At 61.7% G+C, this 23,625-nt stretch carries 21 protein-coding genes; 11 read left to right on the top strand and 10 right to left on the bottom strand.

Annotated features, from left to right (window positions below):
* Positions 1-83 precede the first annotated feature (83 nt).
* The 3 genes from HKK52_RS08800 to HKK52_RS08790 form a co-directional block, all read right to left on the bottom strand.
* Positions 84-680, bottom strand: a complete 597-nt coding sequence (locus tag HKK52_RS08800; protein ID WP_237150740.1) for a hypothetical protein — start codon at positions 678-680, stop codon at positions 84-86.
* A 66-nt stretch (positions 681-746) separates the two neighbouring features.
* Complete coding sequence (locus tag HKK52_RS08795; RefSeq protein WP_169370497.1) at positions 747-1,343, bottom strand: TetR/AcrR family transcriptional regulator; 597 nt, start codon at positions 1,341-1,343, stop codon at positions 747-749.
* The gene (locus HKK52_RS08790; RefSeq protein WP_169370496.1) at positions 1,330-2,181 is read right to left on the bottom strand and encodes a 3-hydroxybutyryl-CoA dehydrogenase; all 852 of its coding nucleotides are present in this window, start codon (positions 2,179-2,181) and stop codon (positions 1,330-1,332) included. The genes HKK52_RS08795 and HKK52_RS08790 overlap by 14 nt, the downstream gene beginning before the upstream one ends.
* Before the next feature lie 166 nt (positions 2,182-2,347).
* On the opposite strand from HKK52_RS08790, the gene HKK52_RS08785 reads away from it, so the two are divergent.
* Positions 2,348-3,388, top strand: a complete 1,041-nt coding sequence (locus HKK52_RS08785) for an AraC family transcriptional regulator (protein ID WP_169374211.1) — start codon at positions 2,348-2,350, stop codon at positions 3,386-3,388.
* Complete coding sequence (locus HKK52_RS08780) at positions 3,385-5,199, top strand: ABC transporter ATP-binding protein (protein ID WP_169370495.1); 1,815 nt, start codon at positions 3,385-3,387, stop codon at positions 5,197-5,199. The genes HKK52_RS08785 and HKK52_RS08780 overlap by 4 nt, the downstream gene beginning before the upstream one ends.
* Here HKK52_RS08780 and HKK52_RS08775 read toward each other — a convergent pair.
* Positions 5,196-6,152: an alpha/beta hydrolase gene (locus HKK52_RS08775; protein ID WP_169370494.1), complete on the bottom strand. Its 957-nt coding sequence runs from the start codon at positions 6,150-6,152 to the stop codon at positions 5,196-5,198. The genes HKK52_RS08780 and HKK52_RS08775 overlap by 4 nt on opposite strands.
* Before the next feature lie 356 nt (positions 6,153-6,508).
* Here HKK52_RS08775 and rbsK point away from each other — a divergent pair, with 356 nt between their 5' ends.
* Genes rbsK through HKK52_RS08760 form a run of 3 tightly spaced genes read left to right on the top strand, consistent with a single transcriptional unit; the run spans position 6,509 to position 9,864 of the window.
* Positions 6,509-7,435 carry a ribokinase gene (rbsK, locus tag HKK52_RS08770; protein ID WP_169370493.1) on the top strand — a complete coding sequence of 309 codons (927 nt, stop codon included), beginning with the start codon at positions 6,509-6,511 and terminating at the stop codon, positions 7,433-7,435.
* A 42-nt stretch (positions 7,436-7,477) separates the two neighbouring features.
* The gene (gene fucP, locus HKK52_RS08765) at positions 7,478-8,809 is read left to right on the top strand and encodes an L-fucose:H+ symporter permease (RefSeq protein ID WP_169370492.1); all 1,332 of its coding nucleotides are present in this window, start codon (positions 7,478-7,480) and stop codon (positions 8,807-8,809) included.
* Positions 8,806-9,864 (top strand): aldose 1-epimerase family protein, encoded by a 1,059-nt coding sequence (locus HKK52_RS08760; RefSeq protein WP_169370491.1) that lies wholly within the window; start codon positions 8,806-8,808, stop codon positions 9,862-9,864. Before fucP ends, HKK52_RS08760 begins: the two co-directional genes overlap by 4 nt.
* Here HKK52_RS08760 and deoR read toward each other — a convergent pair.
* Entirely contained in the window at positions 9,857-10,621 is a 765-nt protein-coding gene (gene deoR, locus HKK52_RS08755) for a DNA-binding transcriptional repressor DeoR (RefSeq protein ID WP_169370490.1), read from the bottom strand. The two genes, HKK52_RS08760 and deoR, sit on opposite strands and share 8 nt — an antisense overlap.
* 127 nt (positions 10,622-10,748) lie before the next feature.
* Between deoR and deoC the strand changes: the two genes are divergently transcribed.
* A complete protein-coding gene (deoC, locus tag HKK52_RS08750) occupies positions 10,749-11,432 on the top strand; it encodes a deoxyribose-phosphate aldolase (RefSeq protein WP_169370489.1) in 684 nt (227 codons plus the stop codon).
* Here the strand turns inward: deoC and HKK52_RS08745 are convergent.
* Together HKK52_RS08745 and HKK52_RS08740 are read right to left on the bottom strand one after the other, a co-directional pair.
* Positions 11,426-12,427 carry an NAD(P)H-quinone oxidoreductase gene (locus HKK52_RS08745; protein ID WP_169370488.1) on the bottom strand — a complete coding sequence of 334 codons (1,002 nt, stop codon included), beginning with the start codon at positions 12,425-12,427 and terminating at the stop codon, positions 11,426-11,428. The two genes, deoC and HKK52_RS08745, sit on opposite strands and share 7 nt — an antisense overlap.
* Before the next feature lie 99 nt (positions 12,428-12,526).
* Entirely contained in the window at positions 12,527-13,744 is a 1,218-nt protein-coding gene (locus HKK52_RS08740; protein ID WP_169370487.1) for a YbfB/YjiJ family MFS transporter, read from the bottom strand.
* A 113-nt stretch (positions 13,745-13,857) separates the two neighbouring features.
* Here HKK52_RS08740 and HKK52_RS08735 point away from each other — a divergent pair, with 113 nt between their 5' ends.
* The gene (locus HKK52_RS08735) at positions 13,858-14,733 is read left to right on the top strand and encodes a LysR family transcriptional regulator (RefSeq protein ID WP_169370486.1); all 876 of its coding nucleotides are present in this window, start codon (positions 13,858-13,860) and stop codon (positions 14,731-14,733) included.
* Positions 14,734-14,901: 168 nt separating this feature from the next.
* Here the strand turns inward: HKK52_RS08735 and HKK52_RS08730 are convergent, their stop codons facing one another.
* Positions 14,902-15,624 carry a pirin family protein gene (locus HKK52_RS08730; protein WP_169370485.1) on the bottom strand — a complete coding sequence of 241 codons (723 nt, stop codon included), beginning with the start codon at positions 15,622-15,624 and terminating at the stop codon, positions 14,902-14,904.
* Positions 15,625-15,865: 241 nt separating this feature from the next.
* Between HKK52_RS08730 and HKK52_RS08725 the strand changes: the two genes are divergently transcribed.
* Together HKK52_RS08725 and HKK52_RS08720 are read left to right on the top strand one after the other, a co-directional pair.
* A complete protein-coding gene (locus HKK52_RS08725) occupies positions 15,866-16,816 on the top strand; it encodes a GlxA family transcriptional regulator (protein ID WP_169370484.1) in 951 nt (316 codons plus the stop codon).
* A gap of 186 nt (positions 16,817-17,002) precedes the next feature.
* On the top strand, positions 17,003-18,463 hold the full coding sequence (locus HKK52_RS08720; protein WP_169370483.1) for an ATP-binding protein: 1,461 nt from the start codon (positions 17,003-17,005) through the stop codon (positions 18,461-18,463).
* Here the strand turns inward: HKK52_RS08720 and HKK52_RS08715 are convergent.
* On the bottom strand, positions 18,428-21,211 hold the full coding sequence (locus HKK52_RS08715; RefSeq protein WP_169370482.1) for an ATP-binding protein: 2,784 nt from the start codon (positions 21,209-21,211) through the stop codon (positions 18,428-18,430). The two genes, HKK52_RS08720 and HKK52_RS08715, sit on opposite strands and share 36 nt — an antisense overlap.
* A gap of 319 nt (positions 21,212-21,530) precedes the next feature.
* On the opposite strand from HKK52_RS08715, the gene HKK52_RS08710 reads away from it, so the two are divergent.
* Together HKK52_RS08710 and HKK52_RS08705 are read left to right on the top strand one after the other, a co-directional pair.
* Positions 21,531-22,106, top strand: a complete 576-nt coding sequence (locus HKK52_RS08710) for a flavodoxin family protein (RefSeq protein WP_169370481.1) — start codon at positions 21,531-21,533, stop codon at positions 22,104-22,106.
* Between the two features lie 27 nt (positions 22,107-22,133).
* Positions 22,134-22,958: an alpha/beta fold hydrolase gene (locus tag HKK52_RS08705; RefSeq protein ID WP_169370480.1), complete on the top strand. Its 825-nt coding sequence runs from the start codon at positions 22,134-22,136 to the stop codon at positions 22,956-22,958.
* A 74-nt stretch (positions 22,959-23,032) separates the two neighbouring features.
* Here HKK52_RS08705 and HKK52_RS08700 read toward each other — a convergent pair whose 3' ends face one another.
* Positions 23,033-23,452 carry a helix-turn-helix domain-containing protein gene (locus tag HKK52_RS08700; protein WP_178117447.1) on the bottom strand — a complete coding sequence of 140 codons (420 nt, stop codon included), beginning with the start codon at positions 23,450-23,452 and terminating at the stop codon, positions 23,033-23,035.
* Between the last annotated feature and the right edge of the window lie 173 nt (positions 23,453-23,625).

Raw genomic sequence — 23,625 nt, 5'->3', positions numbered from 1 at the left:
CTAATAGCAAAGCGTTAGAGGCCGGGTTTCACCGGGTTTGTTCAGACGTTTTTTCTATAGACAAGGCGCGGCTTATTGCTCGATCAATCGACGATGACGCGTTCGTCGCCAATGCAGACGGTCAACTGCTGACCTTCCTTATTGAAGGCGCAGTGGGGGAGCGACGCCTGTTTGTACTTGCCGAGAGGCACGCCGATAAAGAAAGCAGCCAGCAGCACGGCGGCGATGAATTGCACTGGCATTTGCTGCGGATCCGATACGCGGTTTTTGAGTTTTTCGCGAGCGTATAGACCGCTGCTCAGCAGAATCACGCCGATGATCATGAAGGAGCCAATCTCATGCTCGCTGATGCTGTAAATCGCATTACCTGTGTCGTTGTCCGGGTAGTTCAGTTGCCACCAGGTGCCGATGCCCAGCGGCACCAGGCCGGAGCCGATCCAGCCGTAGATCGCGCCAGGCAGGCGTAACAAAATAGCGATAACCAGCCCGAGTATGGCCACCCCCCAGCTCATCAAATACATCGGCGTTTCCATGCCGCCGCCCATGAAGGTGCCGCCGACATCACGCGGCGTCATCAACTGCCAGTTGAAGAAGGCCACATGCAGAATCAAAACGAGTACAACGAGCCCGCTAACGGCGTGAAAGAGCCCTGAGACGAGGGTATTGAGGCGCGAGAACACACGAAATCCTTTTTGTGTTTTGAGGGGGCGCCAGTATGCCAGTGGGTACTGGCACTTTGTATCGCCTCAGGCCACTGCGCGTGGCACCGAAGGGCGCAACACGCGCTCGATCGCGCCGCTCACCAGGCTTTCCAACAGTTCATCCCGCTCCGCTTCACCCAGCGCATGCTGGGTCAGCCAACCAGGGGCGCTGTTGAGCAAGTTGGCAATCGCGTGCCCGGCCGCCAACTGACCCTGTGCGCTGAGCCTGGACTTGGCCCCCAACATCAGCAGCAACCGGCATTCGTATTGCTCGCGTAATTGCCGAACTCGTTGCTGCTGATCTTCATTCAGGCAACCGCTGTCGCGCTCCGCCAAGCGAAAATGCCAAGGCATTTCCCGGTGCAGGTTCAGGTGCGCCTGGATCAGGCTGGGCAGCATGCCGCGTTTGGCTTTTTTATCCAGGCGCCCAAGCGTCGCCAACAACTCTTCGTAGAACTCTTCGATCAAGTCCGCCAGCAAGTGCTGCTTGCTCGGGTAATGGTGATACAGCGAGCCCGGGGCGAGCCCCAGGCAGGTGGCGAGCTCGCGCATGCCGACCTGGCCGAAACCCTTGCTGGCGAACAGCTCCAGCACCTTGTCCCGGTATTCGGCAAAGCGTTCACAACGCTCAGGCATAGGCATGGAAGCCGCGCCCCGTTTTGCGTCCCAGGTAACCGGCGGCGACCATTTCCTTGAGCAACGGCGCCGGGCGGTATTTGCTGTCATTGAAGCCGTCGTAGAACGCCTCGAGAATCGCCAGCACCGTATCCAGGCCAATCAAATCCGCCAGGGCCAGCGGGCCGATCGGCTGGTTGCAGCCCAGGCGCATGCCGGCGTCGATGTCATCGGCGCTGGCCAGGCCTTCCTGAAACACCAGGATCGCTTCGTTGATCATCGGCACCAGGATCCGGTTCACCACGAAGCCCGGGCGGTTGCCGGCGGTGATCGCGGTTTTGCCCAGCGTCGTGGCCATGTCCAGCGCCAGGGCGTGGGTCGCGTCGCTGGTTTGCAGGCCGCGAATCACCTCGATCAGCTCCATCACCGGCACCGGATTGAAGAAGTGCAGACCGATGAAACGCTCGGGCTGGCTGACGCTGGCGGCGAGTTGGGTAATCGACAATGAGGACGTGTTGGAGGCGATCACGCACTCGGCGCTGACCTGCGCGGCAATCTGTTGCAGCACCCGCAGTTTCAGGTCGAGGTTTTCGGTGGCGGCTTCGATCACCAGTTGCACGCCTTTCAGGCTGGCGTAATCAGTGCTGGTGCGGATCTTGTCGAGGGCGGCGAGTTTCTGCTCTTCGCTCAACGTCGCTTTGGCGACTTGCCGATCAAGGTTCTTGCCGACAGTCGCCACAGCCTTTTGCAGGGCACTTTCGCTGATATCGATCAAGGTCACGCTGAAGCCGGCCACGGCGCAAACCTGCGCAATCCCGTTGCCCATGGTGCCCGCGCCAATCACGCCGATGTGTTGCAGATTCATGCTTGAAGTCCTTGCGATCAAACCCGTCGATACCTTGGCCGCCACAACGGCCGAAGGCGTACTATGGCCGCGAGTCTAGAGCGGGCAGGGCGCTTGTCCTATGCCGCAACTGTTCAACGGCACTGGTGTTTTTTGCCAGTCGGGTGATGGGGAGCAAAGCGTTCACATGCGGGAAACGGATTCAGTGGCGGCCTACTTCGTGCGGGCGATGATCCATCGTCTGATGGACAATCCTCAGCGCCTCGCGGCGGTGCTTGAACAGGCCAATATCGACCCGGCGCTGCTCGACCAGCCCACGGCCCGCGTGCCGGCCAGTGCGTTTGCCGCGTTGTGGCTGATCCAGATTCGCGAGCTCGACGACGAATTCTTCGGCCTCGACCGCCACGGCATGCCACCGGGCAGTTTCGCCCTGATCTGCCGCGCGCTGATCCAGGAACCCGACCTGCACAAAGCCCTGCGCCAATGCCTGGCCAACTTCGCCCTGTTCCTCAGCGACTTTCGCGGCACCCTGACGGTGCGCGGCAAGCGTGCGGTCATCAGCCTGCAAACCCGCTCGACCGACCACGACGTCAGCCGCCTCGGCGAAGAAACCTTCCTGGTCCTGATGATCAGTTTGCTGTGCTGGCTCGGCGGGCGCCGCATCCCCATCGACCGTGCGGACTTTCGTCATGCCCGCGTCTCCCTCAGCGACGACCGTCTGCTTTGGGGCCCCAACCTGACCTTCGGCGCCGAACGCACCGAAATCGAATTCGCCAGCTACTACCTGCGACTGCCAGTGGTTCAAGACCTCGCATCCTTGAAAGTGTTCTTACGCACCGCGCCGCAATGGCTGGTGATCCGCTTCCGCAACCAGCACGGCCTCGCGTCCCACGTGCACCAGCGCCTGCGTAACAGCCATTACAGCCAATGGCCCACCCTGCAAGCCTTCGCCCTGGAACAACACCTGAGCCCCAGCACCTTCCGCCGCAAACTGGAGCGCGAGGGCTGTTCGTATCAGGAGATCAAGGACGAGGTGCGGCGCGGGGTGGCGTTTGAACAGTTGCGCCAAAGCAAGGCGAGCATTGGCGATATCGCCGAGCAGTTGGGGTTTCAGGAACCGAGTGCGTTTCACCGGGCGTTCAAGAAGTGGACGGGGGAGAGTCCGGGGCGGTATCGGGCGCGGTTTCAGGGCGAATCCTCCAAGCCCCCGGCGGAGTGTGCTGAATGAGCGCGGCAGTTAACCGTTTCGCCGCGCTGCTCGACCAGGCAAGACGCGCCCTGCAACTGGTCTGGGGCACCTCACGCGGATTGTTCCTCGGCCTGGTCCTCGCCACCCTGATCGCCGGTGTCCTCCCGGCCCTGGCTGCCTGGCTCGGCCAGCGCATTGTCGACGCCGTGGTCACCGCCATGCAGTTGCACGCGCAGCAGGGCAGTGCGCCGTTGTGGCCGGTGGTGCGTTATGTGTTGTTCGAGGCGGGGGTGCTGGCTTTGCTGTCCGGGACGCAACGGGCGTTGTCGGTGCAGCAGTCGTTGTTGCGGGTGCAGTTGGGGCAGAAGGTCAACACGATGATTCTGGAGAAGGCCCAGACGTTATCGCTGGTGCAGTTCGAGAACTCGGAGTTTTACGACAAGTTGGTGCGGGTGCGGCGCGAGGCTTCGACCCGGCCGCTAGCGTTGGTAATGAAGTCGTTGGGGCTGATCCAGAACCTGATTGTGCTGATCAGTTTCGGTGTGTTGCTGGTGCACTTTTCGCCGTGGGCGCTGGTGTTGCTGGTGGTCGGTGCGTTGCCGGTGTTTTTCGCCGAGGCGCATTTCTCCGGGGATGCGTTTCGGCTGTTCACCCGGCGCGCGCCGGAGAGTCGGCAGCAGAGTTACATCGAGACGCTGCTGTCCCACGAGAGCTTTATCAAAGAGGTCAAGCTGTTCGGTTTTGCGCCCTTGCTGTTGCAGCGTTATCGCGACACGTTCAAACGGCTCTACGCCGAAGACCGACGCCTGACGTTACGTCGTGACGGCTGGGGTTTTGTCCTTGGGCTGCTGGGCACCGGGGCGTTTTACCTGGCGTATGCGTGGGTGGTGGTCGATACCGTTCATGGCCAGATCAGCCTCGGGCAGATGACCATGTACCTGGTGCTGTTCAAACAGGGGCAAACCGCTGTCAGCAGTAGCCTCAGCGCGATCAGCGGTCTTTATGAGGATGGTCTTTACCTGTCGGCCCTCTACGAATACCTGGCCGAACCGGTGGTGAGCGATACCGGCCACCTGACCGTGGGCGCGGTGCCCGGCGATGGACTGCGTTTCGAGAACGTCGGCTTCCGCTATCCAGAGGCCAGTCGCGCGGCGCTGGAGGGCATCGACCTGCACCTGGTGCCCGGCCGCAGCGTGGCACTAGTGGGTGAGAATGGTTCGGGCAAGACCACGCTGATCAAACTGCTGACCCGGCTGTATCGCCCCGATCAGGGTCGCATCCTGCTCGACGGCAGTGACCTGCAAACCTGGGAAGAGGATGCGCTGCGGCGGCGCATCGGCGTGATTTTCCAGGACTACATTCGCTATCAGTTCTCCGTGGGCGAGAACATCGGTGTCGGCGATACCCTGGCCTTCGACGATGAAAAACGCTGGAAAGAAGCGGCGGCCGAAGGCATGGCCGCGCCCTTTATCGAAGGGCTGGATCGCGGTTACGCCACGCAACTGGGGCGCTGGTTTGCCGGGGGGCAGGAGCTGTCCGGCGGGCAATGGCAGAAGATCGCCTTGTCCCGCGCCTACATGCGCCGTGATGCCGACATACTGATTCTGGACGAACCGACCTCAGCCCTCGACCCGGCGGCGGAAGCGGCGGTGTTCGCGCATTTCAGTGAGCACACCCAGGGCCGCATGACCTTGCTGATCTCCCACCGCTTTTCCAGTGTGCGCAACGCCGACCACATCATCGTGCTGGATCAGGGCACGATCCTGGAGCGTGGCGATCACGACAGCCTGGTGGCGGCGGGCGGGCGTTATGCGCAGTTGTTCGATTTGCAGGCGCGGGGTTATCGCTAAGCCTTGCGGGCACCTTGAGTCACCGTTGGCCCGGCGACCTGTGCTGGCTTGGCTTTCATCAGGTTGTCGATGGCCTGGCGGTACTGACTGCCGCCCAGGCTCATGCTGTTGTTGTGCGTACCACCGGGCACCAACAGCAGGCGCTTGGGCTCGTTGGCGGCGTTAAACAACTGCTGGCTGAAGCGCGACGGCATGAACGCATCGGCCAGACCGTGGACCACCAGCAATGGCATATCGATGTCGGTGATCTTGTCGATGGAATCGAATTTCTGCGACAGCAGCCAGCGCACCGGCAGGGATTTCACCGGCAGGTTGCTGTCGGCCACTTGCGCGACAGCGTCGCCCAGTGTGGTGAAGGTGGACTCGATCACCAATCCGCGCACTGGCACCGCGACGTGGTCCTTTTTCGCCTGTGTGGCCAGGTCTGCCGCGAGGTCGATGGCCACCGCGCCGCCCAACGAGTGGCCGTAGATCAGGCGTTTGTTCGGGTCCGGTTGCATCGCCTTGAAGCGCTCCCAGGCGACTCGGGCGTCTTCATAAACGCTGGCTTCCGACGGCAGATCGCCCTTGCTCTGGCCAAAGCCGCGGTAGTCGATGGCCAGCACCGAATAGCCCATCGCCCGCAACTGTTCGATGCGGAAGGCCTGGCCGGTGAGGTTCCAGCGCACGCCGTGCAGGTACAGGATCGACGGCGCATCCCGGCGCGCGGCCGGCCACCACCAGGCATGCAGGTTTTGATTGCCCTTGAAACTGGCAGGCTTGATATCGAATTCCTGAACGTCTTGCGGCAAGCCGCGATACCACCCGGCCGTGCCCGGCTCGATGCGGAACAACAACTCGCGCTCTTTGTACTTGAGCACCCCGCAACTCGCCGGCAAACCGACGATCAGCAGCGCCATGCACAACGATGAAAACCAGCGCCGACGCAAGCGGCTCATGAGGGGAGTAAGCATCCAGCAGTCCAGTCGATCAGGGGAAAGCACGGGTTTTAACAGATGCGGGGCGGGGACGGGAATTATTTCGACAGTCGTGTGTGTTGCAGGATCGTTCCCATGCTCTGCGTGGGAATGCCTTCAGGGACGCTCTGCGTTCCAATGGGACGCGGAGCGTCCCGGGCTGCATTCCCACACGGAGCGTGGGAACGATCACCGCCACCTCCCGATCGCACACCGGATTTGCGCAAAGCCGCTCGTCTTTGCTTCCTCATCTACGCAATAAAAAAGATTGAATAATCACACCGAATGTTATTTAAATAACAAAACAACAGCGCCGACGTCAGTCAGGCAAGCCGTATCAAGGTGGGATAGCAATGAGCAAGATCGCAGTCATCGGCAGCAATATGGTGGATCTGATCACCTACATCGACCGCATGCCGGCCCAGGGCGAGACACTGGAAGCTCCGGGGTTTGCCCTCGGTTGCGGCGGCAAGGGCGCTAATCAGGCGGTGGCAGCGGCCAAGCTGGGGGCTGATGTGCTGATGCTGACCAAGGTCGGCGATGACATGTTTGCCGACAACACCCTGGCCAATTTCCAGCGCTTCGGCATCGACACCCGTTACGTGCAGCGTGTGCCCGGCGTGTCCAGCGGCGTGGCACCGATCTTCGTCCAGGCCGATTCCCACAACAGCATCCTCATCGTCAAAGGTGCCAACGCCCATCTCGCCCCGGCCGATATCGACGCCGCCGCGCCAGCCCTGCGCGAATGCACGCTGATCGTGCTGCAACTCGAAATCAATGTGGAAACCGTTTACTACGCCATCGAGTTCGGCCGCGAACACAACATCCCGGTGTTGCTCAACCCGGCACCGGCCTTGGCCGGCCTGAGCCGTGAACACTTGGCCCAACTGGATTTCCTGATACCCAACGAGTCCGAACTGGCGCTGATCAGCGGCCATACCGTCGACTCGCCTGAGTCCGCGCTTAAAGCCGCCAAATCCCTGGTCGCCAGCGGCATCCGCCATGTGATCGTGACCCTCGGCCAGCAGGGTGCGCTGTACGTCGGAGAGGAGGGCGAGTTCCAGATTCCCGGCCTGCGCGTTAACGCCCGTGACACCACCGGTGCCGGCGATGCGTTCATTGGCTGCTTCATCCGGCACTGGAGCCGCGACCGCGATATCCGCGCCGCCATGACCCAGGCCGTGGCCTATTCCGCGTGCTCGGTCACGGGGCTGGGCACCCAGACCTCCTACCCGGATGCCCCTGCATTTGCAGAATTCCAGCGCCAATTCGACGCCTGACGTCGAGCAGATTCACCCCTTAAAACTACCCGGAGAACAACAATGACAAAGCCTCCGCTCCAACAGACGCCCGATGGTTTCTACCTGAACCGCACGCCCTGGTTCGCCTTCATCCTGCTGTGCAGCATTTTCGCGCTGTGGGCGACGGCCGCGAGCATGAACGACGTGCTCATCGCGCATTTCAAGAAAGCCTTTCTGCTCAGCGATTTCCAGACTGCATTCGTGCAGTCGGCGTTCTACCTCGGCTACTTCTTCGTGGCGATTCCGGCGGCGCTGGTGGTTCGGCGTTTCAGCTACAAGACCACCATCCTCATCGGCCTGATGCTCTACATGTTGGGCTGCCTGTTGTTCTTCCCGGCAGCATCGACGGCCAAGTACGGCATGTTCCTGTTGGCGCTGTTCGTGATTGCGGCGGGGCTGTCGTTTCTTGAAACCGCGTGCAACACCTATTCAACGCTGATGGGCCCACGGGAAACCGGTACCCGTCGCCTGAACATCTCCCAGACCTTTCACCCGTTCGGTGCGATGGCCGGGGTGTATGTCGGCAGCTTCGTGATGTTCAAGGACACCGACGCCACCCGCGAGCAGCTCACGCAAATGAGCGCTTCGGACGCGGCGGTCCAGCAGCTGCAAATGATCCAGTCCACCTTGCTGCCGTACAAATGGATGATCGCGGTGCTGGTGCTGATGTTCATCCTGATCGCCATCACCCGTTTCCCCGCGTGCAAAGGCGTGCAAACCGCGAGCAAGAAAACCGCCAGCCTTGGTCAGAGTTTGTCGCGGTTGTGGGGCAACAAGCGTTTCACTTTCGGTGTGCTGGCGCAGTTTCTGTACGTCGGCGCGCAAGTCGGCGTGTGGAGTTTCACCATTCGCCTGGCCATGCAATTGGGCGGGATGAACGAGCGCAGCGCCTCGTGGTTCCTGCTGACGACCTTCGCCGCGTATTTCATCGGCAAACTGATCGCCAACGTGCTGATGCGCAAACTGCACCCGGCCAAGGTGTTGGCGGTGTATGGCGTGCTGTGCATTGTGTTGCTGGCCTACACCATTCTGGTGCCGAACATCACCGCGGTGTATGCGGCGGTCGGTGTGAGCGTGTTCCTTGGCCCGTGCTGGCCGACCATTTATGGCCTGACCATCGATGGCCTCGGTGAAGACACCGGCGTCGGCGGTTCGCTGCTGGTGATGAGCATCGTCGGTGGCGGGGTGATTCCGATCTTCCAGGGCCTGCTCTCCGATTACAGCGGCGGCAACATGCAACTGGCTTATAGCGTGCCGTTGCTGTGCTTCATCGTGATTGTCGCTTACGCGGTGCGTTGCCTGCGTCATTCCGCCAGCGAACGTGCACCGGTGGGTGCGGCGGTGACTTCATGAGCACGCGGATCAATCTCTACCCGGCGCTGTTTAGTGAAGCGCCGAAGACGCTGCTGGAATCCGAGCATTTCAAGGTCAGCGCCAGCACTTATCCCAGCGGCGTGTTGGCGCTGGAAATGAGTAACAGTCGCGGAAAACTGGTGGTGCTGCCGTATCAGGGCCAGATGATCTGGGACGCGGTGTTCGACGGCCGGGACCTGACCATGAGCAACCTGTTCAGCCAGCCCAGACCGAGCCCGACAGTGATCGGCACCTACGGCTGTTTCATGTTCCACAGCGGCCTGTTGCGCAATGGTTGCCCGACACCCGAAGACGATCATCCATTGCACGGCGAGATGCCGTGCGCGGCGATGGATCGTGCCTGGCTGGAAATCGGCGAAGACAGCGACGGACCCTTCCTGCGATTGGGCGGCGAGTACGAATACGCCCAGGGTTTTGGCGACCGTTATCTGGCCAGTCCGAGCGTCACCTTGCGTGCCGATTCGGGCTTGTTCGACATTGCTATGACCGTGACCAACCTGGCCGGCAAACCCATGGACCTGATGTACATGGCCCACATGAATTACGCCTACGTCGAGGGCGCGCGGTTTATCGAGCCGTTGGGATTCGAAAAAGTACGCCTGCGCAGCAGCGTGCCGGCCCACGTCAAGCCGACCCCGGCCTGGAGCCGATACATGGAGCAGTTGGCGCTGGAGCCGGAACAGTTCCGTTGCCTGGATCGCCCAGACCTCTACGACCCGGAGATCGTATTTTTCTTCGATGGCGTGCACGCCGATGCAAACGGCGATGCGCATTTCCTGCTGAGTCACCCGGACGGGGCCGCGTTCTACACCCGCTATCGCCCCGACCAGTTCGATCACGCCGCGCGCTGGATTCTGCACAACGCCGATCAGCAAGTGGCGGCGTTCATCTTGCCCGCCACCTGCGAGCCGGAAGGCTATCGCGCCGAGTCCGCCAAGGGCCATGTGCGCGCATTGGCGGCGGGGGAGACGGCGGCGTTCAAGGTCACCACCGGTTATCTGAACAAGGCCGAGCAACAGGCCTTGATCAGATAATCAACTGAGCGCCGCTGGCCACAATCGCATCGCAATAGGCCTTGGGGATTTTCTTGTCGCTGACCACGTACTGGAAATCCTCAAGGGCGGCGAAATGCGCGGTGCGCACGGTGTCGAACTTGCTGTGGTCGGCCAGCAGCAACCGTTGTTGCGCCTGGCGCAGGACCTTCTGCTTGACCTCCACTTCATTGAAGTTGAAGCAGGTCACGCCGAAGTCCTGGCTGACCCCGGCGGCGGAGACAAAGGCCCAGGTCAGGCGCACGCTATCGAGGATGCCGAATTCGGTCTGGTTCTCGAACACCTGGTTCTTGCGATGGAACGTGCCGCCGCAAACCACGATGTGGCAGTTGGGCTTTTGCGACAGTTTGAGCAGCACGTTCAGGGAGTTGCACACGGCGGTGAATTCGAGCTCGTCGGGGATGAAATCCACCACGAACGGCGTGGTGGTGCCGCAATCGAAAAACACCGTGTCGCCGGGCTGGATAAACCGCGCGGCGAGTTTGCCGATGCGGCGTTTCTCTTCGACATGCCGGGTGTCCTGTTCGGCCACGCGGTAATCGGCGGGTTCGTTGCCGTCGTGGATTTTGGTGATGTAGCCGCCGAGCAGGCGCAGGTGGTCGGTGTACTTGGTCAGGTCGCGGCGCAGGGTCATCTCCGACACGTCCAGCAACGCGGCCATTTCGCGCAGGTGAATGGCGCTCTGGTCTTGCAGGGCTTGTTGAATCAGCTTGAGACGCTCGGCTTTTTTACTGTCCACAGGCATTCCGGGGTTGATTGTTGATGTTATTTAAGTAACATTAATTGTGAGTTTTGTAACGTTTTTGCGCAAATGATCCTCGATTGTGGCGCAGGGGCATTTGAATATACAAACAGGAGTTTTTGCGATGGCCCATCTCCCACCCCAGGCACTGGCGCAGTACATCGATCACACCTTGCTGGCGCCGGACGCCAGCCGCGAACAAATCGCCACCCTGTGCCGCGAGGCGGCGGAACATGGCTTCTATTCGGTGTGTGTGAATTCCGGGCAAGTGCCCCTCGCTTCGCAGTGCCTGACAGGGCACAGCGTCAAGGTTTGCGCAGTGATTGGCTTTCCGCTGGGTGCCGGTTTGAGTGACACCAAGGCCTTCGAAGCCGAGCGGGCGATTGCCGCTGGCGCTGGCGAGATTGACATGGTGTTGAACATCGGCTGGCTGAAGGATGGTCTGTTCGCCGAGGTGCAGGACGACATTGCCCAGGTCAAACAGGCCTGCGGCAGTGTGCCGCTGAAAGTCATCCTGGAAACCTGCCTGCTCACCGACGCCGAGAAAGTGAAGGCCTGCGAAATCTGTCGCGAGCTGAACGTCGCCTTCGTCAAGACCTCCACCGGTTTCAGCCGCAGTGGCGCCACCGTCGAAGACGTTGCCCTGATGCGCCGCACCGTGGGTGCGGACATCGGAGTCAAGGCCTCGGGCGGCGTGCGCGATTACCCGACCGCCCTGGCGATGATCGAGGCCGGTGCGACCCGCTTGGGCAGCAGCTCCGGCATCGCGATCATCGGTGGCGCGCAGTCGGCGGGAGAGGGTTACTGATCCATTTTCAAGACGATCTTGCCGATGTGATCGCCAGCTTCCATCCGCGCATGGGCTTGCGACGCATCGGTAAACGGGTAGACCTTGTCGATCATCGGCAGGCAACGCCCGGCCGACAGTACCGGCCACACGTATTCGTACAACCCTTGGGCGATGGCGGCTTTTTCTTCCTGGGTCCGCGAGCGCAGCAGTGAGCCGGTGATGATCGCGCGTTTGGCCATGATCGCCAGCAGGTCGACGTCCTTGGCGTGGGCGCCACCGAGGAAGCCGAGCATCACCAGCCGACCTTCCATGGCCAGGGCGGCAACGTTGTTGTTGAAGTACGAGCCGCCCATGATGTCGAGGATCACATTCACCCCTTTGCCGGCGGTTTTTTCGGCGATGACCTGGGCGAAATCCTGGTCGCGATAGTTGATCGCCTTGGCCCCGAGTTTACGGATCGCCTCGCATTTTTCCTCGCTGCCAGCGGTGGCGAATGCCTCGACGCCAAACTCGCGGCAGAGCATCAGCGCAGTGGTGCCGATGCCGCTGGTGCCGCCGTGGATCAAGGCGCGCTGGCCTTTGCTGGCGCCGCCCATTTCAAACAGGTTGGCCCAGACCGTGAAGAAGGTTTCCGGGATGGCGGCGGCTTGAATCCAGTCCATGTCATCGGGGATGGGCAACGTCTGGCTGGCCGGGGCGACGCAATATTGCGCGTAGCCGCCGCCGTTGGTCAGGGCGCAGACCTTGTCGCCCAGCACAAACTCACTGACCCCTTTGCCGATCGCCACCACTTCACCCGCCACTTCCAGGCCGGGAATCGGGCTCATGCCGGGTTTCATCGGGTACTTGCCGGCGCGCTGGATCACGTCCGGGCGATTTACCCCGGCGGCGTGGACGCGGATCAGCACTTCACCGGCGGCAACCGTGGGCATGGACACGTCCTTCGGTTGCAGGACCTCGGGGCCGCCGGGTTGGGTGATTTCGATCAGGGTCATGGTTTGGGGCAGGGTCATGTTCGGGTTCCTGTGGTGAATGGATTAATAAATGGGACCGTATGTGGTTGCTGAAGATCAAAAGATCGCAGCCTCGTTTCACTCGACAGCTACACACTCCTACATGGGATTGCAGTTCAATGTAGGAGCTTGCGATTTTTTGATCTTGGTCAAACGCATTGCCAACTCCAAAACCAATGCAACCACAATGGCCCCGCAGGCAATCACAAACAACAACGCGTGATGCCCGCCGCTGGCATTGAATATCGCCGAATAGGCAAACCCGGTCAGGGCCTGGAACGTGGCAAACGACACCGTGGCACGGCTCCAGGCCATTTGCTGTTGATGGTGATTGGGCACCAGTTCATGCACCCGGGCCAACGCCAGCGGCACGATGCCCGGCGGGAACGAACCGAGGATCACCGCCAGCAACGCCAGGGCCAGGAATGAACTGGAAACCGCCAGCGACGCCAACGCAATCGCCTGCACCACCAGCACAATCCGAATGCTCAACCGTGCGCCGAGTTTGTCGGCGAGAAAACCATAGCTCACCGGCCCGACAATCGCCCCCAGGCCATACATGACCCAGATCAGCGCACCCACATGCGCTCCGGCGCCGAGGCCGCGAGCGACGAAGTCCACCAGGAACACCATCGCTGGCACCAGGCCCGCCGCCATGAAGGCATATTGCGCGAACAGTAGATAAAGGCCTGGCGGGGTGGGCGATTTCACGCTGTCGCTGTTCACCGGTGCAGCGTGTTGAGTGGTCGGCCAGCCAAACCAGCTCGCGGCGGTCAACACCAGCGCCAGCAAGCCGAGGCCGAACCAGGTGTTCTGCAAACCCAGGCTCAGCAGCGGCGGCACAATCGTCCCTGAACCGGCAATGCCCAAACCGATACCGAGGAAAATCGCGCCACTGGCCAAGCCTCGACGGGACACCGGCACATGGGGCAACACGGTCGCCGCCACCAACACCATGATCGCGCCACCGGCAACCCCCGACAGCAGGCGCCAGCCGAAGAACCAGCTCACCGACAATGGAAAGCCACAGGCAAAAAACGACAGCGTCACCGCGAGCATCATCAGGCGCAGGGCGGTGCTGTTGCCCACCCGTCGGGCTAGGGGATGACCGATCAACGCGCCGATCAGGTAACCGACGAGGTTGGCGGCCCCGAGGTACACCACGTCATTGGCGGAAAACCATTGGGCCTGGATCAACGATGGAATCAACGGTGTGTAGGCAAAACGCGCCAGGCCGATGCTGACCAGGCTGGCGCAGAGGCCGGCGAAGATCGGCAGCCAGATGGCGCTGGGCGGGGTGGTGGATGTGCTGTGCATGAGAACGTTCCTGTGAGGTTATCTCTGGCCTCCAGCCTATCGAGGTTTATTGATGCAGTAATGCAGCGATTTCGCGCTACAGTGATGCGAATATGCAGTGGCAGGGAAATCGTATGAATTGGGATGATGCGCGGGTGTTTCTGGCGGTTTGCCGGGAATCGACGCTCAGGGGCGCGGCGCGGGTGCTGGGGGTCGATCAGGCCACGGTCGGGCGGCGGGTCACGGCGTTGGAAAAGTCGTTGAGCGCGACGTTGTTCCTGCGTACCTCCGAAGGTTACGCGCTGACGGCGGTGGGCGAAGCGGCGTTGCAGGCCGTGGAAAAAATGGAGGTGTCGGCGTTGGAGTTGCAGCGGCAAATCCAGGGCCTGGATGATCGGCTGACGGGCACCGTGCGCGTCAGTACTACCGATTCATTGGCCATCGATTTCCTGATCCCGGCGATTGCCCGGTTGCACGAACAACACCCTGACGTGCAGGTGCAATTGGACGCGTCCACGCAGATGATCAGCCTGGCCAAGCGCGAAGCCGATATCGCGGTGCGCAACGCCCGGCCGGACAACCCCGACCTGATCGCCCGACGCATTGCGCGCTGGCCGGTGGGGCTGTTTGCCTCCCAAGGCTATGTGGACGCCCATGGCGTGCCCGAACCGGGTTCGGCGTTTGCAGGGCATGATGTGGTGGTGTATCAGCCGTATCTGGCGGGCAACAAGGAGATGACGCTGGTGTCGGAACCGCTGACGCGCGGGCGGATAGTGTCGAGCCTGGGGTCCGGGTTGTTGGTGCGTCGATCCATCGCCGCGGGGATCGGGGTTGGCGAGATTCCGGTGTACATGGGCGAGCGGGACGGGCTGGTGCGGTTGTGGCCGGAACGTACGCGCCCGGTGCCCTATGACGTGTGGCTGGTGACCCATGCGGATCTGCGGCATACGGCGCGGGTGAGGGCGGTGATTGATGAAATCGTCGCCGGGTTTTCCGGTACAGGCGAATAACCCCGTAGCAGCTGTCGAGCCCCGGCGAGGCTGCGTCCGACGGCGAAGCCGTCGTCAATCCGGCCACCTCGGTTTACCTGAAACACCGCGATGGCTGATTTTACGACGGCTTCGCCGTCGGACGCAGCCTCGCTGGGGCTCGACAGCTGCTACGGGGGCATGTTGCTGTTACGGCATTTCCGGCAATTCCTGCGGCCGCAAATCAAACACCAACACTTCGGCATCCACGCCGTTGCTCAAGCTCAGCACCTGCTCCTCGCGAACCCGCACACCATCGCCTTCCTGCAATGGCACGCCATTGAGTTCAACACTGCCGCGCGCCACATGCACGTAGGCATACCGGTTAGCCGCCAATTCCAGCGTGGCGCTTTCCTTGCCGTCGAACAGCCCGGCATACACCCGCGCATCCTGGCGCACCGACAGCGAACCCTTGGCCCCGTCCGGGGAGATGATCAGTGCCAGGCGTCCACGTTTTTTCTGGGTGCTGAAGTGCTCTTGCTGATAACGCGGTTTGGCGCCGCTGACCTCAGGCACGATCCAGATTTGCAGGAAGTGCACGCCACGGGTCGCCGAGTGGTTGTACTCGCTGTGCGCCACGCCGCTGCCGGCGCTCATCAATTGCACATCGCCGGGGCGGATCACCGAACCGGTGCCCAGGGTGTCCTTGTGTTCCAGGGCACCTTCGAGCACATAGGAGAAAATCTCCATGTCGCGGTGCGGGTGCTGGCCAAAGCCTTTGCCGGCCGCCACGCGGTCATCGTTGATCACCAACAGGTCGGAAAAACCCTGCTCTTTCGGGTTGCGATAGTTGGCGAAGGAAAAGGTGTGGAAGGACTTCAACCAACCGTGATTGGCTGCGCCGCGATCCGAGGCTTTGCGAAGGGTCAGCATGATGAAATCTCCTGTCAGGACGTGAATTCGTCCGAGTGAGGAGAAGGTTAATGGTTACTGGTGGATGCAATAAGTAGATGGAAATTGAAATACTGTCTCGCTCAGGTTGACAGTTTTGTGGGCGGGGTCACGTATTCTCATCCGACACAATCGCCACACTTGGCCATAATGCACACCACACAAATCCTGTTAACAGGCAGCGGGAATATTCTCTTTTTATGACTTTGATGATGTTGAACCCATGAAAACCGTGGCAATGGTGCTGTTCCCCAACTTTCTGCTGCTCGACATGGCCGGGCCGATGGAGGTGTTTTCCATCGCCAACCGTTATCTGCCACCGGACGATCACTACGTGTTGTCGATGATCGGCACCGAGCACGGTCCGTTGCGCGCGTCCAACGGCGTTAATGTCCAGGCCGATCTGCACATCGATCAGGCCAGCGAACACTACGACCTGTTGCTGATCCCCGGCGGCCCCGGTGCCTATAACGACAAACCGCAACACTTGCTGACGTGGCTGCGGGGCGCCGTCACCCGCGCCGAGCGCTACGGCTCGATCTGCACCGGCGCCTTCGTGCTCGGGCATGCCGGGTTGCTTGACGGCTATCGCGTCACCACCCATTGGCACTACACCGAACGGTTGATCAAAGGCTTTCCGAAGGCGATGGTCGAGACCGATCAAATCTACGTCGAGGACCGCAACCTGATTACCTCAGGCGGCGTCACTGCCGGCATCGACCTGGCGTTGGCGGTGGTCGCCCAGGACCACAGCAAAAAAGTCGCCCAGGACGTGGCCAAAGTGCTGCTGGTGGTGATGAAACGCCAGGGCGGGCAGGCGCAGTTCAGTCCCTTGCTGGCCACGGTCGCCCCCCAGGAAACGCCCATCACCCGCGTGCAGAACTACGTGCTCGAACACCTCGACGAAGCCTTCAGCATCGAGCGCATGGCGGGCCTGGCGAACATGAGTTCGCGACACTTCGCCCGGCTGTTTGCCCGCGAGGTGAACATGACGCCCATGGAGTTCCTGCAAAGTGCGCGCATCGACCATGCCCGGCAACTGCTGGAAACCAGCGATGCACCGCTCAAGACCGTGGCCTACAAAAGCGGCTTCGGCAGCGTGCGGCACATGCGGTTTCTGTTCAGTGAAAAACTCGGTTTGACCCCCGCGCAGTACCGCGAACAGTTCAGCTAGAGCCTCCGTGTCTGTATTGCGCACCGTGATGTCCGTGTCGCGCCCCGCGCGGTCGTTGTGCGGTCATCGATGCCTGCCAAGATACCGGTGAACTCTTTGCGATGGAGATGCGGGAGCCTGGTTGGACGTGCGCTACGGAATTTGCAGTACCTTGAGCCCGACCCGGTTTTCAGCACCTGAACGTGCATGAACAGCCTTACAGATTTAACCAGCGATGCGGTGCTGCGATTCGGCCCCTACGCGTTTCACATGAGCCAACGGCTGATCCTGGAAGGGGATCGGCCGTTGCGCATGGGCGGGCGGGCGCTGGACATTTTGCAAGTGCTGGTCGAGCGCGCCGGCCACGTGGTCAGCAAGGACGAATTGATCGCCCGGGTCTGGCCGACTTCGGTGGTGGAAGAGATCAACTTGCGCGTACACATTGCGGCGTTGCGCCGGGCTTTGGGCGATGGCCAGAACGGCCAGCGCTACATCGTCAACATTCCCCAGCGCGGCTACAGTTTTATCGCCCCGGTGCAGCGCGGCACGCCAGTCTTCATCGACAGCGCACACAAGCCCCAGCACAACCTGCCGGCGCGGCTGACCCCGATCACCGGCCGCGATTCGATTGTCGGCAGCGTCGTTCGGCAGTTGCCGGTTCGACGCTTCATGACCCTGATCGGCCCGGCCGGCATCGGCAAGACCACCGTGGCGTTGCGCGTGGCAGAGTTGCTGTTGCAGCACTACCGTGACGGCGTCTGGATGGTTGACCTGTCGGCCGTCGATGATCCGTCGCAAGTCTTCAATCACCTGATGAACACCTTGCATGCCGACGCTGGCCTGACTTCACTGCACGCCTTGTTGGTGCTCGATAACTGCGAGCATGTGCTCGAACGCTGCCGCACCTTGATCGACGATCTGCTCACCACCGCGCCACGCCTGTCGATCCTGGCCACCAGCCGCGAACCGCTTCAGGCTCAGGGCGAAACCGTGTTGCGTGTGCCGCCGTTGATGGTGCCGCCGGCCTCGGCGTTGTACAGCGTGTCCGAGGCGATGGGCTATTCGGCGGTGCAGCTGTTTGTCAGCCGCGCCCGCGCCCGGCAGCAAGGTTTCACCTTGCGCGAACAAGACCTCAAAGCCGTGCGCGACATCTGTCGCCGACTCGACGGTTTGCCCCTGGCGATCGAACTGGCCGCCGCGCAGATCGACGCGCTGGCGCTGGTGGGTCTGCAAGCACAACTGGATAACTGCTTCCAACTGCTGACCCAGGGTCGACGCACCGCCGTGCCGCGCCATCAAACCCTCAAGGCCGCGCTGGACTGGAGCTACGAACGCCTGAGCCCGCTGGAGCAAATGGTGTTGCAGCATCTGGCGGTGTTCAAAATGGCCTTCACCCTCGACGCGGCGATTGGCGTGATCAGTTGCGCGGTGTTGCCGCCCATGCACCTGTTGGCCATGGTCGAACGCCTGGCGGGCAAATCGCTGCTGTCGGTCGAGCAGGTCAACGGCACAGCGCGTTATCGCTTCCTCAACACCACACGCTGCTATGCCCTGGAGAAACTTGAAACCAGCGGCCACTTGCCGGCGCTCGAATTGAGCCACGCGCACTACAACAGCCGGGCGCGCTGGATCTCAGGTGTGCAGTTGCCCGCCGAGCTGATCGAGTAACTGCCGTACTTTCGTCAGGTCCGGCGTGGCAAAACCTTCAGTGAACCGGCCATAGATCGGCGCCAACAGCTCATAGGCTTGCCGGCAATGACCCTGACGCTGCCACAGCTGCGCCAGTGAGGTAGCGCTGCGCAACTCCCAGGCCAATGCGCCCTGAGCCTTCGCCACCGCCAGGGCTTTCAGCAGCACGGCTTCGGCCTCGTCCGGGCGCTGGTCGTCGAGCAGCGCATCGCCCCGGGCGCGAAGAATCTCCGCCGTGCTCCAACCCGCCGCGCCACTTTCCGCCCGCGCCAGCAGTCCCTCATCGACACCGCCACCGTCGAGCGTCAGCATGATTTCTTTCACCAGCCCGGCACTCGATTGCGCAGGCCCTTCGGCGCCATCGATCACCCGCGCGTACTGCCGCGCCCAGTTGTAAAACAGCAGCACCGAATGCTTTTGCGCCTGCTCCAGCAACAGACGCAGGAGGTCGCGGGCGGTGGCTTGGTCGCCGTTGTACTGGGCGATCACGCAACCGGCCAGCGCCAGGGTGTAGCAGATCGACGTGCCGTGATTGATCTGTAGCGCAATGTCCAGCGCCTGGCGCGCGGTGCGCCAGGCTTGGTCCGGGTGGCCTTGCAGCCAGAGGATGCGCGCCAGAATGGTCAGGGCGGCAACGCTCTGGTCGTACTGCACGCCAAACCCGTGGGTGAAGCGGTTGAGGTGGCCGCTCTGGGCCATGCGCTGGATGACCTGTTCGGCGTTGTACCGCGCCTGTGGCTGATCCCCGGAAAAGTGCAAGGCCAGCACCTGCAAGCGGTGTGTGCTGAGTGACAACAGCGGGTCGCCCTGTAACCCCAATTGATCGAATTGACGGCTTTGCTCCAGGGCCATCTGGTAGTTGCCGCTACAGAGATTGACCGCCATGTGCCCGGACACCGCCCGCAACTGACCGGCGACATCGTCGCAGCGTTCGGCCAGGGTCCGGGCGCTGACGAAGGCGTCGACGGTTTCGGCGGTGCCACCCTGGGCGTGGTAACAGGAGCTGCCGAGTGCGAGCTTGAGGGCGATGGTCAGGCGAGGGCAGGGCTCGCCGGCGGCATCGAGCAATGCCAGGGCCCGGCGCACGTACACACCATGTTCCTTGAGCAGCGACAGTTCCTGCCACAGCGGCATCGACGTGGCGGTGAGGCGGATCGCCAGCGTCTGCGGCCCGTTGGCGTGCAAGCCCCATTCGAGGGCGGCGCGAATGTCTTCCAGGCTCCGGGTGTAGCGCTCGATCCACAGGTGCGTTGGGGTTTTCTCCCAGTCGTTCTGGGCCTGGTCCATCAAGGCCAGGCAGCGCTCGCCATGGCGGTGCCGGGTGTCCGACAATTCGCCGGCCAGATGCAGTTTTTCCAGGGCATAGCTGCGGGTGGTGTCGAGCAGGCGATAGAACACGTCCTCGTCGCCAACCTCCACGTTCAGCAACGACTTGGCCACCAGTTGCGTGATCGAGGCAAATACCACGCCGGGTTCGATGTGCTCCCCGATGATCACTGCCGCCGCGGATTCCAGGGTGAAACTGCCGCGGAATATACCCAAGCGGCGCAGGCAGGTTTGCTCGCAGGCACTGAGCAATTCGAAGCTCCAGTCCAGGGTCGCGCGCAGGGTTTGATGACGGCCCAGCGTCACCTGACTGCCTTGGGTCAGCAGGCGAAAACTGCCTTGCAGTTGCGTGTGCAAACCACTGATGCCGAGGTGAGCGACTTGCGCCGCCGCCAGTTCGATGGCCAACGGAATGCCGTCCAGGCGCTGGCAGATTTCAATCGCCAGCGGCAGCTCCGTATCGCTCAATTCGAAACTGTCGTGGCTGGCCATCGCTCGCTCGACGAACAATTGCAGCGCGGAAAAACTCAGGGCCTGGGCGCGATCCAGCACCGCGATCGGCGGCGGGCAGTCCAGGGATTCCAGGCGCTGCACATACTCGCCTTCGGCCCGCAGGCTCTCGCGACTGGTGGCGAGGATATGCACCTGTGGCGCACTGCGCAGGATGCTTTCGCAGAGCAGCGCAATCGCATCAATCAGGTGTTCGCAATTGTCGATCACCAGCAGCATCTGCCGCTCGCGCAGACAGGTCGCCAGGCCGTTCATCGGCTCGTTATCGTGCAGGGCCAGGTCCAGCAGGGTCGCCAGGTGCGCGCTGATCATCGCCGGGTCATTCAGCGGGGCGAGGTCCAGCAGGCGAATGCCGTCGCGGTAGTGACCGATCAGTTGCTCGGCCACCCGCAGGGCCACGGTGGTCTTGCCGATACCGCCGGGGCCGACCAGGGTGATAAAACGCTGGCGGGCCAGGTGCGTGACCACGCTGTCCACCAGATGCTGGCGCCCGATCAGGCGGGTGCGGGGCACCGGCAGGTTATGCCGTTGTGGTTCGAGCGCATCGGGACGTTGCGCGATGGGCTCCAGGGAAAACGGCGCGACAAAACTGTAACCCCGCTGGGCCACGGTGACGATGTAACGCTGGCCGGCCTGACCGTCGCCCAAGGCCTTGCGCAGCGCCGCCATGTGCACGCGCAAATTGATGTCTTCGACCACGCTTTTGGGCCAGACCTGGGCGATCAATTGCTGCTTGCTGACCACATTCCCGGCGTGTTCCAGCAGGATCAACAGAATGTCCATGGCGCGCCGACTCAGGCGCAAAGGCTGGTCGCCTTCCAGGATCAGGCGTTGTCCGGGATAGATCCGGTAAGGGCCGAACTGCACGGCCTGTTCGGGGGAAAGGGTCAACGGCTCACTCCTGCTTGCATCCGTCTAGTACGCGGTTTTCGAGCATATTCCTCAGGATTGTCCGGCAGCGCAATGAGGGCGCGACTGACTGTCAGGTGTTCGCTGCGACTGGCACGTTCCCGCTGTCGTTGGTCACTGCGTATTTATTGGCCGTGAGTGTGACAAACAGGGCGGCGCGGCGCTGGGCGCGATTTTGAAAATTAACAACGTTTAACTCGTCGCGAGTCAGGTCTACGCCCAAAACTCTAGCGCTTCAAGTCCAACGAAGACCTCTGTCTTCGCGTTGTAAAGGGAATGGACACTTCTGGAGAATGCCGGGATGAGCGATGTGGTGGTGGTCTATCACAGTGGCTACGGGCACACCCGGGTCATGGCCGAGGCCGTGGCCCAGGGCGTGGAACGGCACTTGGGCAGTACCTGCCGGCTGATTGCCGTGGAGGACGTGGACACGCAATGGGAGCGCCTGCACCGGGCCGACGCGATCATCTTCGGCGCCCCGACCTACATGGGCAGCGCCTCGGCGTCCTTCAAGGGGTTCATGGAAGCCACTTCCGCCTTCTACCTGGCCCAACCGTGGCGCGACAAACTTGCCGCCGGGTTCACCAATTCCGGCTGCCTGTGCGGCGACAAGCTCAACACCTTGCTGCAGATGGCAGTGTTCGCCGCCCAGCATTCGATGATCTGGGTCGGCCTCGACCTGTTGCCGGCACGCAGCAGCACCGGTCTGTTCGACGGCCAACTCAATCGCCTCGGCAGTTCGCTCGGCGCCATGGCCCAGTCGAATGTCGAACAGTCCCCCGACGACGCGCCACCCGCCGAAGATCGCAGCACCGCCGCGCACCTGGGCGAGCGCATCGCACGCCTGGCCGAGCGCCTGCATCACTCACCGCTTTGATAAATCCCAAAAAAAGGAGCACGCCACATGAGCACATTCACCACCCGCGACGGCACCGAGATCTACTACAAGGACTGGGGCAGCGGTCAGCCCATCGTCTTCAGCCACGGCTGGCCGTTGAATGCCGACAGCTGGGAATCGCAGATGATCTTCCTGGCGTCCAAGGGCTATCGGGTCATCGCCCATGATCGCCGGGGTCATGGCCGCTCGAGCCAGCCGTGGGACGGCAATGACATGGATCACTACGCTGACGACCTGGCGCAATTGATCGAACGGCTGGACCTGAAAGATGTGGTGCTGTTCGGCTTCTCCACTGGCGGCGGTGAAGTGGCACGTTACATCGGTCGTCACGGCACGGGCCGGGTGGCGAAAGCGGGGCTGATTTCTTCGGTGCCGCCGTTGATGCTCAAGACCCAAGCCAACCCCGGCGGTCTGCCTCTGGAAGTGTTTGACGGGATTCGTCAGGCCTCCCTGGTCGACCGTTCGCAGCTGTACAAGGACCTCGCCGCCGGTCCGTTCTTCGGCTTCAACAAACCGGGTGCCAAGTCTTCCCAGGGCATGATCGACTGGTTCTGGCTGCAGGGCATGAGCTCTGGCCACAAGAACGCTTATGACTGCATCAAGGCGTTCTCGGAAACCGACTTCACCGAGGACTTGAAGAAGTTCGACGTGCCAACCCTGGTGGTGCATGGCGATGCGGATCAGGTGGTGCCGATTGAAGCGGCGGGGATTGCTTCGGCCCGGTTGGTCAAAGGCTCGACGCTGAAGGTGTATCCGGGCGCGCCGCATGGTTTGACCGATACCCATAAGGATCAGCTCAACGAAGACCTGTTGGCGTTCCTCAAAGCCTGATTTCGGGCTTTTGTAGGAGCCAAGCTTGCCCGCGTTGGCGTTCCTGAGATCGCCATCGCGAGCAAGCTTGGCTCCTACAAAAAAGCGTTGAAGGCAGGGCCGCGCAGCACCTTGCACCGCCATGCAAACGGATTGATCCCTTCGCTGCGGGTGAAGATGTGGCAAAAATGCGCCTGATCGCAAAATCCGCATTCCAGACTAATCTGCGTCAGGGTCAGGTCGGTGTCGCGGATCAGTTGCTTGGCTTTGGCAATGCGCTGGCCACGAATCCAGTCCTGTGGCGACAAGCCGGTGCTGCACTTGAACGCCCGGGAAAAATGACTGCGCGACAACGCACAGGCGCGAGCCAGTTCGGTCACTTCCAGGCTGTCGCTCAGGCGTTCGAGAATCAGTTGCTTGACCAGGTTTTCGCGCCAGGGGGCGAGGCCGCCGGTGCTGGTTTTTTGCGGCGACGTGGCGGACGCCCTGACGGCGTGATGCTGAACATGGGCCATGACAAATATCCGTGTCGGTGGGAATGCGCGGGCGCACTGCACGGTGGATCAGCACCTTCCCTTATGCAGAAAACAGCTGTGTGCAGTGGGCTTCATTCTTGGCCGCGGGGCGTTGGCAGGCGAGTTAAACGTTGTTAATTCCTTGCCCGGTTCGCGGCGAAGAAACCGCGCTA

The sequence above is a fragment of the Pseudomonas sp. ADAK2 genome, from assembly GCF_012935755.1.
Classification (GTDB): Bacteria; Pseudomonadota; Gammaproteobacteria; order Pseudomonadales; family Pseudomonadaceae; genus Aquipseudomonas.
This window is presented reverse-complemented; position numbering and strand designations above follow the sequence as displayed.

What these genes read in the sequence shown, in the direction of transcription:
- HKK52_RS08795 (WP_169370497.1), bottom strand. Translation starts at nt 1,343, where the DNA reads ATGCCTATGCCTGAGCGTTGTGAACGCTTTGCCGAATACCGGGACAAG.
- HKK52_RS08790 (WP_169370496.1), bottom strand. Translation starts at nt 2,181, where the DNA reads ATGAATCTGCAACACATCGGCGTGATTGGCGCGGGCACCATGGGCAAC.
- HKK52_RS08785 (WP_169374211.1), top strand. Translation starts at nt 2,348, where the DNA reads ATGCGGGAAACGGATTCAGTGGCGGCCTACTTCGTGCGGGCGATGATC.
- HKK52_RS08780 (WP_169370495.1), top strand. Translation starts at nt 3,385, where the DNA reads ATGAGCGCGGCAGTTAACCGTTTCGCCGCGCTGCTCGACCAGGCAAGA.
- HKK52_RS08775 (WP_169370494.1), bottom strand. Translation starts at nt 6,152, where the DNA reads ATGCTTACTCCCCTCATGAGCCGCTTGCGTCGGCGCTGGTTTTCATCG.
- rbsK (WP_169370493.1), top strand. Translation starts at nt 6,509, where the DNA reads ATGAGCAAGATCGCAGTCATCGGCAGCAATATGGTGGATCTGATCACC.
- fucP (WP_169370492.1), top strand. Translation starts at nt 7,478, where the DNA reads ATGACAAAGCCTCCGCTCCAACAGACGCCCGATGGTTTCTACCTGAAC.
- HKK52_RS08760 (WP_169370491.1), top strand. Translation starts at nt 8,806, where the DNA reads ATGAGCACGCGGATCAATCTCTACCCGGCGCTGTTTAGTGAAGCGCCG.
- deoC (WP_169370489.1), top strand. Translation starts at nt 10,749, where the DNA reads ATGGCCCATCTCCCACCCCAGGCACTGGCGCAGTACATCGATCACACC.
- HKK52_RS08745 (WP_169370488.1), bottom strand. Translation starts at nt 12,427, where the DNA reads ATGACCCTGCCCCAAACCATGACCCTGATCGAAATCACCCAACCCGGC.
- HKK52_RS08740 (WP_169370487.1), bottom strand. Translation starts at nt 13,744, where the DNA reads ATGCACAGCACATCCACCACCCCGCCCAGCGCCATCTGGCTGCCGATC.
- HKK52_RS08735 (WP_169370486.1), top strand. Translation starts at nt 13,858, where the DNA reads ATGAATTGGGATGATGCGCGGGTGTTTCTGGCGGTTTGCCGGGAATCG.
- HKK52_RS08730 (WP_169370485.1), bottom strand. Translation starts at nt 15,624, where the DNA reads ATGCTGACCCTTCGCAAAGCCTCGGATCGCGGCGCAGCCAATCACGGT.
- HKK52_RS08725 (WP_169370484.1), top strand. Translation starts at nt 15,866, where the DNA reads ATGAAAACCGTGGCAATGGTGCTGTTCCCCAACTTTCTGCTGCTCGAC.
- HKK52_RS08720 (WP_169370483.1), top strand. Translation starts at nt 17,003, where the DNA reads ATGAACAGCCTTACAGATTTAACCAGCGATGCGGTGCTGCGATTCGGC.
- HKK52_RS08710 (WP_169370481.1), top strand. Translation starts at nt 21,531, where the DNA reads ATGAGCGATGTGGTGGTGGTCTATCACAGTGGCTACGGGCACACCCGG.
- HKK52_RS08705 (WP_169370480.1), top strand. Translation starts at nt 22,134, where the DNA reads ATGAGCACATTCACCACCCGCGACGGCACCGAGATCTACTACAAGGAC.
- HKK52_RS08700 (WP_178117447.1), bottom strand. Translation starts at nt 23,452, where the DNA reads ATGGCCCATGTTCAGCATCACGCCGTCAGGGCGTCCGCCACGTCGCCG.